This is a genomic window from Paenibacillus sp. J31R120, from assembly GCF_056269225.1.
The window spans coordinates 200,638-218,834 of sequence record NZ_JBWDNN010000005.1 but is presented as its reverse complement, the minus strand read 5'-3'; the positions used below and the strand labels follow the sequence as shown (position 1 = coordinate 218,834).

Below are 18,197 nucleotides of genomic sequence, written 5' to 3'. Positions count from 1 at the left end.
ATCGAGGAGGATCACCATGAAACCAATCGTAAGAGAGCATATTCAGCAGTTGGACGTTTCGCTCGGCGGAGGGATCGTCAGCGAGAAGATCAGAGTAGATACGATCGACAACCCGATTCTCATTATCGGTCTTGGCGGCACGGGCATCGATGCGCTGCTTCGCCTGAAGTATCAAATTAATCGGCGCTTCAAGCTTCCGGAAGACCCAGTTTCGAAGCGAAAGCGCGACAAGCCGGATAATGTGGAGTTTCTCGCATTCGAGACGAATGAACAGGACCGCAACAAAAAGTATAAAGGCATCGGTCTGGATCCGATCAACGAATTTGTGCTTTTGTCCAATGCCGAGGTAGGCGGGCTGTTGCAGAACCGCAGCATACTGGAACCGTACATTACAGATTGGCTGTCGCCGGAGCTTAGCATTACGGACGGCATGAACGGCGCGGCAGGCGTGCGCCAGGCTGGTCGACTGCTGTTGTTCACCAAGATCAATCAAGTCGTGCAAAGCATTGATAAGAAGATCAAGACGCTCTCCGTCGGCACGAACAAAAAACTGATGGTGTTCCTGTTGACAGGCCTGTCCGGCGGTACGGGCAGCGGGACCTTCCTCGATATCTCCTATATCGTAAGAGGAATTATCGAGCGCGACCATGGCTCGGCAGGCATCGATCGTGTCAATACGCTCGGTTATTTGTTCACGCCGGATATTAATCTGGCGAATAAGAGCCTGAGCGACCATACGCGGGAATATATTAAGAAGAACGGCTATGCCGCGCTGAAGGAACTTGACTACTGGATGAATGTGGATGCCAGAGGCGAGCGCTTCAAGCAGCAGTATGGCAATATTTTATCCGTTAATTCGCCGCTCCCGCCGTTTAATCTATGTCATTTGATCTCGGCTACGAATACAGAAGGCAAGCTGCTTGATAATGCGTATGACTATTGCATGAACGTGACAGCGGAGAACATCACCAACTTTATCTCTAGCGAAGAGAAGCAATCAGGCGAGGAATTCGCCATTCATGACTATATCAGCAATATCCGGACGAATATCGCACAGATGAACAAGATTTATCCGGCGAATTATGATTACAACATTATCGGTGCTTCCTCGGCGGTGCTGCCGATCGAGGAAATGACGACTTACTTGGCGTACCGCCTGTTCCAGAAGATGGAGGGCATGTTCCGCAAGGCGCCGTCCCAGGAAGATGTCGAGAAGTTCGTGCATAAGCTCGGCATTGACCTGGATTCCATGATGAGAAACTTCGATTCCCGCGTGCCTGAGCCGCTTCCGGGCTTCGAGCATAGCGAACGGCTCAGCTACAACAACGTAATCAAGATGCAAGCCGTCAATATGGATACCGAGCTGGAGCAAAATTTCCTGGCCAGAGCGCGGGAGGAATATATTAAAGCGAAGAAGCAGATGCCCGGCGAGGTTGTGAGTAACTTCAACGAGCAGATTCGCCGCATTTTCCTTCATCCGGAGCAAGGGCCGTTCTATGTGTCGCGTCTGCTCTATACGGACAAAGGCTTCTGCTTGCTGAAGATGCTGCTGTCCTATATCGAATCGCTGCGTGAGAACCTGCAACGGCTGCCTCGAGAGATCGAAGCTGCGCGGGAACAGGCAGACGAGCGAATGGGCGATGCCAAGAGCGCCTTCGTATCGAAGGACAAAAAGAAAAACAATTATATTGAAGCTAAAATAAATGAATATTGGCTCCGTGCGGATATCGAGCGGATGGAGCAGTTGATCGAGTTCTACGAGGACCTGCATGAGCTGCTGAATGCCGAGAACAACCGGATTTATAACGTTTATACGGAAATCTTGAATGTGCTCAATACGATCTTTGCCAAAAACGGCGAGATTCTGACAAGCGGTGATGAGCAAGGCGATCACAAGGGCAACAAAACCTACTATTGGAACATCGTCAGCGTGCCGGATATCTCCCACGTCATTAGCCGCGTCATGGACAGCAAGGACGGGGACGATCTGATCCGTGACTTTACGCGCGAGCTGCTGGAGTCCTCGAACCAGTGGGTGAAGGAGCAGGATATTGATATCGTCGGCTCTATCTCGGAGTTTCTGACCGATAAGTTCGGAGATCTGATTACGAAGTCGATGGAAGAGTTCCTGGTCATGAAATATGGCGACGACGAGGCGATCGAGAAGTTTGTAGAGCGCCACATCGCCAGCAAGCTGGACGAGGAAGCGATTCCGGTGTTCCATCTGAGCAACAGCTCGGGCAATCTGCATGTTCCATCATGGGGCTTTGTCTCCGTGCCTGTTCAAGCGCCAAGCATTCTGCGCGGCATCCGCAACTATCAGAACAGCTCAATCGGCAAGTCCCACTTCACGATTAAGGAAAGCGAAGTGCGCAACCGGATCTTCTGGCTGAATACGCGCAACGGCGTGCCTCTGTTCGTCTATACGCCGCTTAAGGTATACGAGGAAAGCTATGAGCGCACCATCCTGGACAAAGAGGGAATTGGGCGCCATCTAGTGCAGAGTGACAAGGAGAACTGGACCTACCTGCCTTCGCCGATTCCGGAAAAGTCATGGGGTGAGACGTATATCAATCGCCGGGTGCAGGACTACAATGCTAGAATCCGTGAGGAATTTGCCAAGGCGGTTGGTTTCGGCATCATCGTGGAGAAGGGGATCGACAACCCGCTCAGCAACCGGTACAGCGTACGTTATACGAAACCGTTCCAGGTGTCGGACGCGCTGCAAGGCTTCGCGATGCAACTCGACAGCGCCAAGCCCAATATGGGCGAAGTGAAGCGAGCTTCCCAAGAGCTGAAGCGTCTGCTTGCAGGCGGCTTGGAGCTGGAAGCCGCAAAGGATATATTCGGCAGCTACTCCGAAGAGCTTGCGCAAGAGAATTTGATTCGCTCGCCGTTGCAGCTGCGCCGTGTGCGCGAGGAGCTGGCGAAGATGGAATCCATTGCGGCCGCCATTCAGAAGCTGGATGAGGTGCTGCTCCAGCAGGAGAGCGACGATAAGTGGCTGCAGCAATTTATAGATGCGCTGTATACCGATACGATCTGCAAGCGCGGCGCCCTGTATGTCTATGACCGCGATGCAGAGGAAGAAGCATGGGCGCCATTCGCCAATCTGATGAAGGGCAGCAACTATATCGAATTTGAGGTATTCGAGCACTTCCGCAGTCTGGATGAGAAGAGTCTCGCGACCTTGCTGCGTAAGGCAGGACGTCGGGTATCTGAAGTAACTTCCAATGAAGATACATCTGCGTTGGTCGCCAAGCTGGATGAGCTGTTCAATATATTCCTGGATGCGCGCGAGCGACTGGAATACGAGAAGATTGAGCTGGCGAACGGCGAGGAGCTGCATCAATTTTATAAAGGAATGGCTTCCAAACTACATGATATTCGCAGAAAGCTGAAGTAAGGATGAGGGAAATGGTAGAGCAATTTGCGGCCGACTATTCGGCAGCCGAGCAGAGCTTGAAAGGGACGGAAGACGACCAGAGCAGCATTCATTACCCGACCGTATTCCTGTTTATTGGGGATGAGACAGAGCAAGCGATAGAACCGATGATGAAGTCCAACGCGCTGAGATGGGCGAACCATGCTGGCGTGGTGTATGGCCACGTATCCAGCGGATCAAGCGTCTGTGAGGCCAAGGCTGCGAATCTCTTTACCATCCCGCTGGCGGGGATTGCGCCGCAAAGAGAGGAGAAGCGAACCATTCGGACCGGAATCGGAAGCGGCTTTCACCAAGCAGCGGAAGGGCTTGGTCTGCTGAATCGCATCTTGCGTCAAATGAATGATACAATTGGCGATTACGGACGCATGTACGCGTCGTTCGATCGTCTTCACTTGGCGGTCATTGTACGAGCCGATGATCCTATGAATATTCTGGTGCCGGATATTGCGCTGTTGGCTCAGTCCATTTTCGGAACGCTGTTCAAGTCCGTCCAGATGGATTTGTTCGTTCTTCTTCAAGAGCGCGAGCAGTCCGATTCGTACGGCTATGCCGCTGCGACGGGCATCAGCTTCCTTCGTGAGATCGAGCGGTTCCAGAGCCCGGACTTTTCCTATCGCGCACCGCTTCTGCTGGCAGGCGACGGTCTGACAATTCCAATCGAGCATCAGTCGGCGCCGCTGTTCGATCTGGTCTACCTGTTGTCGGACCGGAACGAAAAAGGCATGACTCCCTATAACGGGATGGAGCAAAACTATGAGATCATATGCCGAATTCTGCTGCTCAAAAATCGGGGCCAGCGCCAAGCGGATATGCATGTAAGCGGCGAAAGCTACAACAATACATCCTTCAAGCATAGCCTCATCGCGGAATCAGGCAGGCTGGGGCTAGTCTCGGCCGGCCTGGCGAAGGTACAGCGTCCGTCTTATGCGATCGCGCTGACGGTGCTGTACCATCTATTCGACCAGGTAATCGTACGCTTGCAGTCCGGGCCGGAGCTGAGCACGGCGGATAAGCTGCGATTTTTTGGAGTAGATGCTCATACGCTGTCGGCTCGTAGCAAAGAGAGAGTTCCGCTGCCCGACCGGCTAGCGGATATGAAAGGGCTCATTACAAGCGGCGTGCGCTATGACGAGCTGCGCGGCATGACCTTGTCTCAAGCGGAGCATGCGTTATACGGCAGCAGCTGCGAAACCTTCTTTAACCAGCATTTTGTACAAAACGCCAAGCTTCAGCTGGAAGGACTGGACGTAGCCGGAGCGCTGAAGCGAACGCTCGCCCGCAGTATGGCTGAGGAGCCTCGAATCTCGTTCTACCAATTATATAAATGGACGGACGAGGGGGTTAGCAGAGGCGAAGTGACGGGTACGGTACAAGAGAAGATTCGCGAGCTGACCCGGGCAATCGAAGATTTGCAAGAGGAACTCGTGCAGCTCTATGACAGCCGGGTAGAGGACTTGAAGTTCCAGCGCGTGCCATTCATGGACAAACGCAATGTGCGGTCTTTCATCCACGCGTTTCTGGATCAGGTGTACGGCTTGAGGTACGAACGGCTGAAGCTGGAGACGGAGCTTGTCATCTACCGCCGTTATGCGGCGGAGCTGGAGCAGCTGAACCAATGGTACCGGGTTCGGATCGAGCGGCTTCATGATCTGCGGGCACAATTGAAAACGAAAGCCAAGCAGAGCATCTCGCTCGGTGATGATTATATCGGGCAAAATGTATTTGATTATTATGAGCGAGTTACCGCTGATGCGCTGCGAGAGCTGGAGGAGAAGCGCGGGGAGTCCATCCTGTTCGAAGAGAGATACATCGGCAATGTGGCAGAGCTGCTGGAGCAGGAGGAGTCGGTCTTTATCGAGCGGCTCATTGTTGTTTGTCGAAGAGATATTTTGACCACAAGCCGATTTGCGTTGTCCTTCGAGGAAGAATTACTGCACCGTGCTAACGTATCGGTCTCCTACACGAACCGGCAAGCCTTGCCCAAGGAGGAGCTGTTCGAGCAGCTGTACCGGATGCTGGAGGAGCATGCAGCGATCCATATTCGGTTATTCGATTATACGCACAAGCATCGCTATGAGGAGAAGTACTTCTTCGGCGATCGGAACAGCGAGTTCATTCGGTACGCCTTCGGCATGGATGAATCGTCACGGATTCATAAGCTTGGCAGTCTGCATGAGAATCGCAGCAGCAGCGTAGAAAAGCTTCATTTGATGGGCGGCTTCCATATGGAGGATATGATGTATTACCGCAATGCGAAGGCGTACTATGAGGCATATGTGAAGGACGGCTACAAGTTCCATGCCATCGAAGAGTCCGAGCTGCCCGTGCTACGTTAACCGGGTAAGAAATCTAGTTGTATTGTAAAGGTGAGAGGGTGCTGTCCGTATGCAACGGAAAATAAATATGCTGCTTTTGCTGTTCAGCTTGATAGGAGCGGCCGTCGGTTTTGCGATTGGCGAGGTTGTGCTGCGCGCATTGCCGGAGGCATGGCCAAGCTATGTCGTGATTGGCCTGTACTTCGGTATTCTGGCTCTAAGCGTCGGTCTGTTCTGTCTCATTGCAGAGCTGATGTCGCCTAGCTTGAACGGGCATTCCTGGCGGCAGCGTTATACCGATTTATCCTGGAAGCTGCTTGTTCCGGCGACGCTTGTGCTCTTATTCGTGGTCGGCGGAGCGCTTCAGTTCGTGTACGGTCTTGAATTTGGCGGGAACAAGAAAATTCGGGATATTGTGCTGGTCATTGATAATTCGGGCAGCATGACGGAGACCGATCCCAATAACGATCGTTATAAGGCTGCCAAAAGCCTCATTGCCGAGATGGACAAAGACAAACGGGTGGCGATTGTCTCATTCGCCAATTCGGCCGAGTTGATCCAGCCGATGGTGAGTGTCGGGGCCAGCTCTCAGAAGACGGCTGTCTACGACGTTATCGATGCGATCGAACCGACGGAGGATGGGACGAATTTCTACAGCGCGCTGACAGAGGCGCTGCGGGTCATTCAGGCCGACCGGGGAACGATGGTTATCTTTATGTCCGACGGCTTTAGTGATTCCAATATTACGGAACAAATAGATGAACTCAAAAGCAAAGGCATCGCGCTTCATACCATTGGCCTCAAGATTGGCTACGACCAGGGGACGCTGCTGCTTAAAGACATGGCGGAATCCACCGGAGGCACCTATTATGACGTAGAACAGTCTGACGGGTTGTCGACGGCGTTCCGTTCCATCTATTTGACAATCGATAATCGCTCGCTGCTTTCGATTAATCCTAATGCGGCGGAGGAGCCGACGATTTACAAAGGTATTCGCTTGTTGTCATTTGTGTTGATCGGCTTGGCGCTTGGCATCGCCCTTGGCATCATGTTCGACAACCGTTTCCTGGCGTATAGCTTCGGAGCGGGCGGAGTTGTCGGCGGTCTGGCATCAGGTCTGATCTTGAATGCCGGGCTGTCCGGGGATGCCTTTACGGACGGTTTGTTCCGATTCATCGCGATGCTTGTGCTTGCCGCAGTCATTGCCCTGTTCACGCTCGTCATTCCAGTCGGAGAGAAGACGAATGCTCGCCGAGGCCGGGAACGCGCGGCGGCAAACCCTAAAGAGGGAAGCGGCAGAAGCCGGAATAACCGCAGCAGCGGATTTTAAATGAAACGAGGGGATGAGAACATTGCAGTATAAAGTCGCAGAAGAAGGCTCGCCCCTCATCACGGGACTTGCGAGAATGATAGAGGAAGACCGCTGTACACTGCGCTGGATATGGCCGGCGGGGGTAGGGGCGGTCTATATCAGCCAGCGGCTGATGGATGACGAGGATGTTCCGGAGGAAGACGAGCTCGGAAGCCTCCGCTTGTATACGAAATCGGAATATAAAGCTAATAACGGTTATGTATGCCGGCTCGATCGTGCCCGAATGTACCGATTTACGGTCTACATTCTGATGGAGCGGGAAGAAGGGGCTGTTCTGCTTCAGCAGCGGAATGGGGATAACCGGATTGAAGTTAGCGCGAACAGGGCTAAGATCTATTATTCCCTTTCGGAGAAGTCCGGCCTGTTCCGCAAGCACAAGAGCATCCAGATCGAAGTGAGAACGGAGGTAGCGCTGGGCAGCAATGTCCTGTGCTATGTGAAGAAGCATGGCGGATTTCCCGCCAATCGCGAGGACGGACTTATGTATCCGTTTGTTGCGCCGTTCTCTGGGGGAAGAAACGTATTGCCCCCGATCGAAGTTGACAAGCAGGATCATATTCGATTATTTCTGGCCGATATCCGAAGACATGGCCACTTGTACGAATTGATAGCCACAACATAATAAGCTGGACAACACATAACAATTGCTTACGATGCAGGTTTGCGTTGCAAACCTTAGCTTATGCTTACGAAGTAGGTTTGCTCCGCAAACCTTTGGGGAGGGGAAGCGTCATGGGCTTATTGGATCTATTTAAGAAAAAAACAGAAAGCAAGCCGAAGCCGTTATTCTATGACATTGTATGTCCTTATTGCTTCAGCAAGTTTTCGCCGGATGAGGTCGTGTTCCGCGCGACTCACTCCCGTGAGGATGACGAGGACTACGCGCTGGGGGAGGACGAGGAGCTGAACAAGTACCGGGAGCGCTTCGGCTTGGACTCCGTCTACGATATCGAAGCGGTAATCCACCCGGTGGATGTGCCTGCCGAATCCCATGTTTATTCCGATCATGTTCTGATCGGTCTGCATGACCGGTACGGGGAGCTGACGCGCAGAAGGTTATGTCCAAAGTGCCATAACGAGCTGCCAGTAACGTCAGGCAAGGTACCAAGCAACATCATATCGATTATTGGCGCTTCTCAAGTCGGGAAGTCGGTCTACATGACGGCGCTTATCCATACACTTCAGCACACGACGGCCGATCATTTCAATGCGGCGTGCATGCCGCTGAATGCGGAGATTAGCCGCAAGTTCCGCACCAATTACGAGGAGCCCCTGTTCGAGCGCGGCGATCTGCTTGCTTCTACCCAAAAGGAGAAGATGCAGGAGCCGTTTATTTTCCAATTTGTATTCAAGGATGAAGAGAAGCCGCCGCTCACGCTTGTTTTCTTCGATGTAGCTGGCGAAGGTATGGTCGAGCAGGATTATTTGGGCTTGCATGGCCAGCATATCAAAAATTCAGCCGGCATCCTGTTCATGGTCGATCCGCTGCAAATCCGCTCTATTCGGGAGAAAATCCGCATCAAGCACGGCGACAAGCCGGGTGAGTGGGTATCCCAATATGACGAGCCGCGCGATGTGGTCCTGACGATGTTCGGCGATTTTATAGCGTATCAAGAAAGCGGCAAGACAGACATTCCGACAGCTGTCGTATTGACCAAAAGCGACATGCTCCACTCGTTGAAGGACGAGGATGGCGAATATATCAAGACGAACAGCAACATCTTCAACAACATGGTGCACCGCAATTATTTCAATCTGACCGAATTCGAAAATATCGATGGCGAGATTCGCCGCTTTATCGAGAAGGTAGACCGTCCGTTCAAAGGCACGATGGACGTGTATTTCAAGGAAACGGCCTATTACGCCGTCTCCGCGCTTGGCAGCAATCCGGTCGACCAGAAGCTGCAGACGGTTGTAAGCCCCATCCGGGTTGACGAGCCGTTCATCTGGCTGCTGTACAAGCTGAATTATATCGAGGGGAGAAGAGAATAGTGACTGAACAGACGCCCCGCTTATCGATACAGCAGCAGATGTACACCAGGGAGCGGCGCGGCATATTCCGTACGACAGAGGGGTATGACACGATCGCGAAGTCTGGTGGCCTAGACCCTTCTTTTGTGAAAAAAACGCTGCATCCATTATGCGTATACGACTCTCCCGCAGAGCTGACCGCTAGTGGCGAAAAGAACAGCGATGCTTATCCTGAAGCGATGCATCTGCTGCATCTGGAGCACGGAGAAACCGTCCTTGGCAGAAGCGTGTTCCGTGAAGCCGACTTCACGGGGCTGAGGAGCACCTTTTTCACCCATCATTACGTCATTCCCGCCGGTTATAAGGCCGATCCCGAGCAGGATTACAGGAGCTGGCTGTCCGCATTATTCGAGGATAGCTATCCGCTTGATAATGCGGCTGAACTGAACGAGCTGTCACGGCTTCCGTTAGCAGCTCCTGCAGCACGGACTTTATCCGCAAGCGGGGTTCTGTCGGAGCTGGGGATGGGAGAGAAGGAATTTAAGGCGCTGCTGCATGCGCTTATGATATCCCTGAGCGGCAAGAAGAAAGTATATATTGCGCTTCCCGTACCGATCGCCGAGCTTGCCGAGCGGGCCAAGGGGCTGCTTGGTGTGCTCTATAGCTGCTTGCCTTACGCCTATCGCAAGAGACTCGGATTTCTGACCTATTCGAAGGAGCCTCTAAGCCGCAAAGGCATTCATATCACCTTTGTCGAGTCTGGGAGTCTGCGAGCGGGCGACCGGGAGATCGAGAAGGAATTTGTTTTCGATTTGCCGAACGGGCGGATTATGAACGTAGACTTGGAAGGGCTGGATCAGCCGTATTTGAATTTGGCATGGACCAATCTGGACAATCGCGAGGCGCTGGAGCGGTTTTTCCGGTTTGCGGACGTGATGCTTGAGGGGATGGATCTAGGCAAAGCGCTTGCTGTCGCGAGCTATCATGAATTATGGGTCATGCATGAGGCGATTGAAGGCAATGAAGCTATGCTGGAGCAGCATCAAATTTCCGTATTGAGCAGCGCACTGCAGTATTTGGCTACACCGGACGCACTGGATACGAAGATGGAGCTCAGCGATTTGCTATTGTCGAGATTCGATCTTGAGTACGATAAGGTGAGTCAAGGCGCAATCCCTGATGAAGCGATCTTATCACTCTTCATGGATTATTACAGACTGGTTGGCAAGCTGATCGAAAATAAGCTGGTCGGTTATCTGATCTATGCCATCTCCAACGCCAACAAAAACGGGGATCAGGAAGCGGCGGCTTCCTTATATAAGGGAATTGAGCGAGAGGAAGCTCTCGGCAAAGCCTTTTTTCATAAAATTATAGCAGGTCCTCGTTTTGCGGAAGGCTTGTTCTTCCCCTACTTACAATCTACCTTAAAGAAGGTGCCGCTTCGGAATATTGTTCCGACCATTGTAGTGTGGGGTGACGCTTATCCGAAGGTATATGACTATGAGCAGCTGTACGCTATCGCAGTTGAGCTTGTTCATGAGAAGCTGTCCAGAGAGCGTTATTCCCTGGCAGCTGTCAACTCCCTATTCGAGCAAACGAATCAATTGACAGCAGCGGTGGGGCATGAACGGACGGGACATGACGCACAGAGCCTTGGCAGAGAGCTGGAGCGGGATGTATACCAGACGCTGCTGAAGCGAATGGAGCCTGAGAGAATGACCCGGGAGGAGCTCTTGCAAGCCAAGTTTCTAAGCGATTCCCGGAAGATGCAGCGTTGGAATCATGAGCTTAGCGATGCCAATCAGTCCGCAACGGCCCGTATACTGCATGTTCTCTTTCAATGGTTGATCATGAGGGATGCGAATGAGGACCTATGGGACAGCTTGTCCGCTCAGGAGCTGATCCGGGTGCAAGGAATCGGACGCGGCATGTTGGCGGAAGGGCTGAAGGAAACCGACTTTCCAGAGCTTGTGACAGCTTTTCTGCGCGGCTCCCAGTTTGATATGGTCGACTATGACGGATTGATTGATTTCTTGCATCATCAATGTCCGCTGAAGGAAACGATCTACCGTTTTTTCCTGTGGTCGGAGACAAATCCGTATTTTCATGGGGGAAGAGGTCTTACAGCCGCCTATCGAGCTGCCATTATACGCTACTTCAAGGAATACGATCCCGCTGCGCTCAAGTCGAGAGAGAATTGGAAGCATTTCTTCGACCAGAGCGGGGACAAGCTGCAAGCCGTGCTGAAGCAAGCACAGTCTGAGCTGTCTTCGCCGCTTGCGCGATTGTTTCGCCGCAATCGGAAGGGAACGCTGATCATGTCCATCGTTGGACTGGGGATTGTTCTTGTCGTATCAGGCATCCTGCTATCCTCGGGCGGAAAGGGAAGCGAGGATCCAGAAAAGGCGGAAGTGCCAGGGGCTACGTCAACGCCGACGCCTGATGCGACGATTGAGCCAGGCATTGTGGAAGAACCGGAGCTGATCGTTTCTATTGAGCAGCTGGATGCAGAAGAGGGAAAGCCAGCGTTAACGTCGGTTGCATTTTTGTTCAAGGATGCAGCAGCTTGCTCTAAGTTCGCTCCGAAGTCCTTGAAGATTCAAGTGCCTCAGAAGGATGCTGTCACCTATTCTGACCTGGAGCTGATCCCGTCTTGCACCAGCATTCCATCTTCTTCACCGGATACGAGTGATTCTTCGGATGGTTCGACATCGAATGGGGATGAAGTATCAGCTAATACGAATGAATTAGATGAATCGACTTCGAGCGCCAATCCCGATTCAGCAGTTTCCTCCGAAGGCGGAGGGACAACGGGCGGACCGGCTGGCTCGGCAGACGATGCGTATCCATACCATGTCGCTATATCCTTAGGGCAGCAAGTCGATATTCCGGCCAATAGTATGATTTGGGTCGATGATTCTGAAGTTGCGCTGGTAGTGAAGGACAGGTAGAATCTCTATTATGAATGTTATGGGCTGCTAGATAAGGGCTGCCTTGAATAAGCGAAAGGACCTCATAACCCGCTGCATGCGGGAATGAGGTCCTTTTTGGTCTTGAAATGTTTAAGCCGCTACATCACGCTTCGTGAACAGAAGCCAGGCGATGATTTGGAACACCACATAGTAGGCGGCGAGCATCAGAATAGAGAAGCCCATTGTCATTTCCGGGCGAAGCGGGGTTCCGCCATCGAGATATTGCGTCAAATCGATGTTGGAGAAGAGCAGATACTTCGACCAGCTGTAGCCGCTTAAGAGAGCCGACAGCGTATTGCCAAGCAGCATGAACAGCAGCGAGAAGGCAATGGCCATGGACGAGCTGCGGAATGCGGACGAGATCATAAAGGCCATCGTCACATACATGATCAGCGACACAACGGAGAATCCGTACGTCTTAAGCGTGTCCATAATCATGGAGCCTTCGTGGACCATGCCGTTTTGAACCGTTAGCAGCGGTTGATTGACTCCGTCAAAGCCCGCCAGTAATCCGCCCGCTCCGAAGGAAGCGGCAAAACACAGAATCAGCAGCAGCAGAGCAAACCCGAGCGTTGCGATATATTTGCTAAGCATGATTTTCGAACGGGAAGCGGGACCTACGAGCAGCAGCTTGATGGTGCCCCATGAGAATTCCGCGGCAATCATATCTGCTGCAATGACGACTGTCAGAATCGTAACGAGCATGATCAGGTTGGAGGAGCTGCTGACATAGCTCCATAGGGACAGCTGATGCGGATTGATGTCATGCTCCAAATAATATTCGTTCATCTTGATCTGTTCGGTCAGATAGGCGTTATATTCCTTGTCCATTTCCCCGTTTTCGGTCAGTTGCTGCTGCAAACCTGCATTTTGTTGTTCCAGCAGCTGCTCCCAGTTGGAGTGGTCGACTCGGGATTCATCCCATTTCATAATGCCGCTGAGCAGGGCGATGGCAAGCAGGAGGAATCCGATCATGATCCATGTGCGGGAACGGCGATAGATTTTCATGTTTTCATTGCGAACAAGCTTGGATAGGCTAGACAATCATCTCACCTCCCGTAATTTCCAGGAACTGATCTTCAAGCGACTTCTGTACGGCATGAATGCCGAACACTTCAATTTCCGATGCTACAAGCAGCTTTGTAATATGCGGAATAGCGGATTTGTCACCGATCAACTCCAATTGGTTGCCGGACACGGTTAAGCGGGAGCCATCCATGGCTGCTGCAAGCAGCTGCTGAGCAGCAGCCGGATCGCCAACCTCAATGACGATTTTCGTCTGCGCCTGATTCCGTGCTTCTTGAAGCGAACGAATATCAACCAGCTTACCGCCCTGAATAATAGCGACCCGGTCGCACATTAGCTCCATCTCGGCCAGGAGATGGGAGGAGACGATGACAGAGATGCCTTCTTCCTTCGTCAGCTTGCGCAAATAATCGCGGAGCTCGCGGATGCCGGCGGGATCAAGACCGTTCGTCGGCTCGTCCAGAATAAGCAGGGACGGGCGATGGAGGATAGCCTGGGCGACGCCCAGCCGCTGGCGCATGCCAAGGGAGTAGCGTTTTACTTTCTCATGAATCCGGTTCTGCAGTCCCAGCAGCGTCACGACTTCATTGATTCTTTCTTTGGTAATGCCATTATGGCGGCGTGCGTAGTGAACCAGGTTTTGATAGCCCGTCAGAAATTTATACATTTCCGGGTTCTCGACAATCGCGCCAACATGCGTCATCGCGAGCTCGAAGTGTGAGCGTACGGATACGCCTTTGATGATGGCTTCGCCCTTGGACATCGAGATTAACCCTACAATCATACGAATGGTTGTGGTTTTGCCGGCGCCGTTAGGCCCTAGAAATCCGAATATTTCCCCAGCGGGAACATCGAAGGTGAGATTATCGACTATTTTTCGCATGCCGATTGTTTTGGTAAGATTGCGAAGCTGCAGTACGGCTTCAGACATACGTGTAAACCCCCTAATATTGTTCTTCCGTAGTTCACTATACCGGATGTAGGTCCTCTTATGTAATAGACCTTTGATTAGGTTTTCCCCCTGCTTAGGTCGGGGTACATATAATGGGGCTGGGATTTTTTGTGCGGAATGCAGATTGGGAATCCGTGACAAAATGACATTACGAAGAAATGAATATCGGAGGCACAGGTATGAAAGCAATTGCGGTTATTGCAGTTATTATGCTTTTATTGGGATGCCAGAGCCAGGCGCCGAAGGAGCAGGATTTGCTGCATGTGAAGTCGGATTCCGGGACGAAAGCAAAAAAAGTCATTATGCTTGTCGTTGACTCGTTGATGTCTGCGAGCATCGATCGCGGCATTCGGGCCAATCAGCTTCCTTCATTTCAATATCTTATTGAACATGGTCAATATTATCCCGGGATGGTCAGCTCGTTTCCTACGATGTCGGTTACGATAGATAGCTCGCTCCTGACCGGAGCCTATCCTGATCAGCATCATGTACCTGGTCTGGTGTGGTATTCTTCCGAAGGGCGGAAGCTGATCAATTACGGGACGGGACCGATGGAGGTGCTGCGACATGGCGTCAACCCGGTGCTGGCTGATGCGTTGATTCATCTGAACAGCGACCATTTGAGCCGCAAAATAACAACTGTGTATGAAGAATTGGACCGGCTTGGCTATAAGTCGGGCTCCGTCAACGGATTGATATACCGGGGGAATCATGATCATCAGTTGTCCATTCCGGCTTGGATACAAGCGGCTGCCTGGCTGCCAGCCGAGTTAAGCGTGAAGGGTCCGCCTTTCATGTCGCTCGGCGTGCTGTCCAACCCCCTGAAGGATGCCAAGGATTTGCCAGAGGGCGTAATGGGCCGCCTGGGTCTAAACAATGAATATGCCATTGAAACGGTCAAGTATTTGGTGCGCGCCAAAATATTGCCTGATTTTCTGTACGTGTATTTGCCTGATCTGGATCAGAAGCTGCATCGGAACGGTCCTGCCGAATCGAAGGGAGTGATCAAGACAGATCAACAGCTGGGAGAACTGCTGCAAGCTTTCGGATCGCCGGAGAAGGCATTGGAGGAAGCGGTCATGATTATCATGGGGGATAGCGGCATGACCCCTATCCATGAGGCCGAGCGCCAACCGGTAATCGAACTGTCGACGCTTCTGGGGGATCTCAATGTCATGAAGCCCGGAGAAGAGCTCTCCGATGATACAGAGGTTATCATGGCCGTTAATGAAACAATGGCATATGTGTATTCCGTTAGTGCCAACCTATCGGCAGAAGCGCTCTCCCGCCGTATCGCTGCTGATCCGCGCATTGATTTTGCAGCCTGGAAGGAGAGGGAGTGGATTCATGTCGTTCAAGGGGCAACTGGCAAGCAGCTTGATTATCGGGCTGGCGGCAGACTGACCGACACTTACAAGCAGAGCTGGCAAGTGCAAAACGACGAATCAGTGCTCGATCTTCACATCGATAAGGGTAAGCTGACTGTAGCCTACGGACAATTCCCTGACGGATTAAGGCGTTTATCGGGCGCATTGCATTCGCATTCTGGCAGCTATGTTGTCGTCACGGCGAAGCCGGGTTATGAGCTAGCCGATCGAAGCTCACCTACCCATAAGGGCGGGGGAGGGCATGGAGCGATGCGCCGGATGGAGTCGCTGGTTCCCCTTATTATTAGCGGAACCGATCATAAACCTCCGCAGCTGCGCATCGTTGATATGAAAGCGTATATGCTTGATCTGGTAACCAAGCAGCAGGCTCGAACCTTGGATGAAGGGAAGCGTGGGGCACAATAGCAGAAAGCTTATATGTGATGTATGTTTAGCGGTTGATTTGATCAAATTACCAGTTAGGGGGTGAAAAGGGTGTCATTGAATCCTTATCTGAATTTTGACGGGAATACGAGAGAGGTTGCCCTGTTTTATGCTAGCGTATTCGGGCTGGAGGAACCTACTATTCTAACATTTGGTTCCAATCCGGAATCCAACATTCCGCCAGGGACGGAAAATCTGGTAATGCATACTCAATTGAAAATCGCGGGCAGCACGCTTATGTTCTCGGACAACTTCCCGGGACGGCCGTTCCAGCAGGGAAACAACTTCTCACTCGCTTATGTAAGCTCTGACAAGGAAGCCATCAAAGATGCATTCGATAAGCTGAAGCAAGGCGGCAAGGTCGAATTGGAGCTGCAAGAGACAACTTGGAGTCCCTACTACGGTTATTTGACCGATAAATACGGCATTGGCTGGCAGTTCAATTACGAAAGCTAGAAGCCGCCGAAGTTAATCAGTTATTCGTGAACACCCCAGCCTGCTGAAGTGCAGCCCGGGGTGTTTTGGCGTCCTGCGCTTATGATTTATCGGCATAATACACATGTCTGATCGGCTGCTCGCTGTCTTCAAAGTCGATGATCCCGAAGGAATAAAGCGGCTGTCTTCGTTTGTCCGTCGGCGAACCGGGGTTGAATATGATTAGGTTGTCGACCTGTTTCAGTACGGGAATGTGGGAATGGCCGTAGATGAGAATATGCACGGGCGTATCCTTAAAGGCCGCAATGGCGTGGGATTCCGTCGAAGCCCGTTTGGACGCTCCGTGTCCATGAACAAGACCGATCCGCCAAGGTCCGAATTGAAGCAGGCGGCTTGTGCCGAATTTGGCTTGAAGCACTTCACCGTCATTATTGCCGGCTACTCCGTAGGTGGGGGCGAACGCTGCCAATTGCTCATACACAGCCATGCTGGACCAGTCTCCCGCATGAATAATCGCTTCCGTATTCGCAAGCTCAGCCAGCAATCGCTCTGGTAGTTTTTTAGCCATTCTAGGCATATGCGTATCGGCCAGGACGACAATTTTCATTCGTAACAGCCCTTTCCTAGTGCGTTTTCAATTTATTATAGCAATGAAGGAGAAACGACGCTGCTGGATATTCCGATACCAGCTATCTATGGATCAAGCGCTTGAGCCTTAGGTCTGGGGATAGACAGCTAATAGGCATATTTGCATATAAGCAACCTTTTATTATGGATGTGAACGGTATGTAAACAAACAAAGCCGCAGCAATCTGAAAAATGTGGCCTCGTAAAATAATGGGGAGTAGCGTGCATCATTAAGAGCTTCTTTATATGACAGATGAAAAGCAAGGACGGGCGTGGCATACTAAGTAGGAATGCGATACCCGTCCTGTCCGTTAGCCAGTATAGCGGTGACCGGCTTATCGTTAAGTTTCCGTCATAATGCCGCCATTGACATGAAGGACTTGGCCGGTGACAAACGAGGAATCATCCGAAGCCAGATAGATGTATGCCGGCGCCAGCTCGAACGGTTGTCCGGCCCGTTTCATCGGTGTCTCCAGTCCGAAGGTTTTCACATAATCTGCCGAATAGCTGGAGACGATCAGTGGCGTCCAGATCGGTCCAGGTGCAACGGCATTGACCCGAATGCCTTTCTCTACAAGCTGCAGCGCCAAGGAACGAGTAAAGGATACCATCGCTCCTTTCGTGGAGGAGTAATCGACGAGCAGCGGTGCTCCTGCGTAGGCTGTTACTGAAGCGGTGTTAATGATCGTGCTGCCCGGCGCGAGATAGGGAAGCGCGGCTTGCACCATATAGAAGTGCGGGAATATATTCGTGCGATACGTATCCTCCAGCTGCGCATGGGAAATATCTGCAATCGATTTCTGGGGGAACTGGACGGCCTGGTTCAGCACAAGCGTGTCGAGCCTCCCGTAATGTGTCAGCGTCAGCCGGATAACCTCGGCGGAGAATGCGGGCTGTCGAAGATCGCCTTCAATAAGCAGGCAGCGCCTTCCGTACCGAGCCGCCATTTGCCGTGTTGCTTCAGCATCTTCCCGCTCGTACAGATAGACGATCGCAAGGTCTGCGCCTTCCTTGGTGAAGCCGATTGCCACTGCCCGGCCGATTCCGCTGTCCCCGCCTGTAATGACAGCAATCTTGCCTGCCAGCTTGCCGCTGCCTTTGTAGTCAGGATTGTCGGAGATCGGCGTTGGCACCATGAGCGACTCGATGCCGGGCTGCTTCTCTTGATGCTGGGGCGGAAACGTAATCGGCACTTCCTTGCACTGAGTTTCGTGACCGAAGTACGGGTATTTTGGAATCAACGGATAAACCTCCATTTCATGTTCTTATCA

General features: G+C 52.0%; 12 protein-coding genes. 8 read left to right on the top strand and 4 right to left on the bottom strand.

Features of this window, described 5'->3' with window-relative positions:
* The first annotated feature begins 16 nt into the window (after positions 1-16).
* The 6 genes from AC0YNW_RS19285 (at position 17) to AC0YNW_RS19260 (ending at position 12,054) form a co-directional block, all read left to right on the top strand.
* Entirely contained in the window at positions 17-3,406 is a 3,390-nt protein-coding gene (locus tag AC0YNW_RS19285; protein WP_475833331.1) for a tubulin-like doman-containing protein, read from the top strand.
* Between the two features lie 11 nt (positions 3,407-3,417).
* Positions 3,418-5,781, top strand: coding sequence for a transcription initiation factor TFIID (locus tag AC0YNW_RS19280; RefSeq protein WP_475833330.1), 2,364 nt, complete (start codon positions 3,418-3,420; stop codon positions 5,779-5,781).
* A 49-nt stretch (positions 5,782-5,830) separates the two neighbouring features.
* Positions 5,831-7,090, top strand: a complete 1,260-nt coding sequence (locus tag AC0YNW_RS19275; protein ID WP_475833329.1) for a vWA domain-containing protein — start codon at positions 5,831-5,833, stop codon at positions 7,088-7,090.
* A gap of 22 nt (positions 7,091-7,112) precedes the next feature.
* Positions 7,113-7,754 carry a beta-mannanase gene (locus AC0YNW_RS19270; RefSeq protein ID WP_475833328.1) on the top strand — a complete coding sequence of 214 codons (642 nt, stop codon included), beginning with the start codon at positions 7,113-7,115 and terminating at the stop codon, positions 7,752-7,754.
* 110 nt (positions 7,755-7,864) lie between these two features.
* Complete coding sequence (locus tag AC0YNW_RS19265) at positions 7,865-9,124, top strand: TRAFAC clade GTPase domain-containing protein (protein WP_387475856.1); 1,260 nt, start codon at positions 7,865-7,867, stop codon at positions 9,122-9,124.
* Positions 9,124-12,054 (top strand): GAP1-N2 domain-containing protein, encoded by a 2,931-nt coding sequence (locus AC0YNW_RS19260; RefSeq protein ID WP_475833327.1) that lies wholly within the window; start codon positions 9,124-9,126, stop codon positions 12,052-12,054. The genes AC0YNW_RS19265 and AC0YNW_RS19260 overlap by 1 nt, the downstream gene beginning before the upstream one ends.
* A gap of 111 nt (positions 12,055-12,165) precedes the next feature.
* Here the strand turns inward: AC0YNW_RS19260 and AC0YNW_RS19255 are convergent, their stop codons facing one another.
* Entirely contained in the window at positions 12,166-13,119 is a 954-nt protein-coding gene (locus tag AC0YNW_RS19255; RefSeq protein WP_387475861.1) for an ABC transporter permease, read from the bottom strand.
* Complete coding sequence (locus tag AC0YNW_RS19250) at positions 13,112-14,032, bottom strand: ABC transporter ATP-binding protein (protein WP_475833326.1); 921 nt, start codon at positions 14,030-14,032, stop codon at positions 13,112-13,114. Before AC0YNW_RS19250 ends, AC0YNW_RS19255 begins: the two co-directional genes overlap by 8 nt.
* 200 nt (positions 14,033-14,232) lie before the next feature.
* On the opposite strand from AC0YNW_RS19250, the gene AC0YNW_RS19245 reads away from it, so the two are divergent.
* Entirely contained in the window at positions 14,233-15,846 is a 1,614-nt protein-coding gene (locus AC0YNW_RS19245) for an alkaline phosphatase family protein (protein ID WP_475833325.1), read from the top strand.
* Positions 15,847-15,915: 69 nt separating this feature from the next.
* On the top strand, positions 15,916-16,320 hold the full coding sequence (locus AC0YNW_RS19240; RefSeq protein ID WP_387475869.1) for a VOC family protein: 405 nt from the start codon (positions 15,916-15,918) through the stop codon (positions 16,318-16,320).
* Between the two features lie 79 nt (positions 16,321-16,399).
* On the opposite strand, the gene AC0YNW_RS19235 is transcribed toward AC0YNW_RS19240, so the two are convergent.
* Together AC0YNW_RS19235 and AC0YNW_RS19230 are read right to left on the bottom strand one after the other, a co-directional pair.
* Positions 16,400-16,906, bottom strand: coding sequence for a metallophosphoesterase family protein (locus AC0YNW_RS19235; protein ID WP_387475872.1), 507 nt, complete (start codon positions 16,904-16,906; stop codon positions 16,400-16,402).
* Between the two features lie 361 nt (positions 16,907-17,267).
* Positions 17,268-18,167 (bottom strand): SDR family oxidoreductase, encoded by a 900-nt coding sequence (locus AC0YNW_RS19230; RefSeq protein WP_475833324.1) that lies wholly within the window; start codon positions 18,165-18,167, stop codon positions 17,268-17,270.
* Positions 18,168-18,197: the final 30 nt, after the last annotated feature.

Bases quoted from the DNA above. Each gene is read 5' to 3' on its own strand.
- AC0YNW_RS19285 (WP_475833331.1), top strand. From the start codon at position 17: ATGAAACCAATCGTAAGAGAGCATATTCAGCAGTTGGACGTTTCGCTC.
- AC0YNW_RS19275 (WP_475833329.1), top strand. From the start codon at position 5,831: ATGCAACGGAAAATAAATATGCTGCTTTTGCTGTTCAGCTTGATAGGA.
- AC0YNW_RS19250 (WP_475833326.1), bottom strand. From the start codon at position 14,032: ATGTCTGAAGCCGTACTGCAGCTTCGCAATCTTACCAAAACAATCGGC.
- AC0YNW_RS19245 (WP_475833325.1), top strand. From the start codon at position 14,233: ATGAAAGCAATTGCGGTTATTGCAGTTATTATGCTTTTATTGGGATGC.
- AC0YNW_RS19280 (WP_475833330.1), top strand. From the start codon at position 3,418: ATGGTAGAGCAATTTGCGGCCGACTATTCGGCAGCCGAGCAGAGCTTG.
- AC0YNW_RS19235 (WP_387475872.1), bottom strand. From the start codon at position 16,906: ATGAAAATTGTCGTCCTGGCCGATACGCATATGCCTAGAATGGCTAAA.
- AC0YNW_RS19265 (WP_387475856.1), top strand. From the start codon at position 7,865: ATGGGCTTATTGGATCTATTTAAGAAAAAAACAGAAAGCAAGCCGAAG.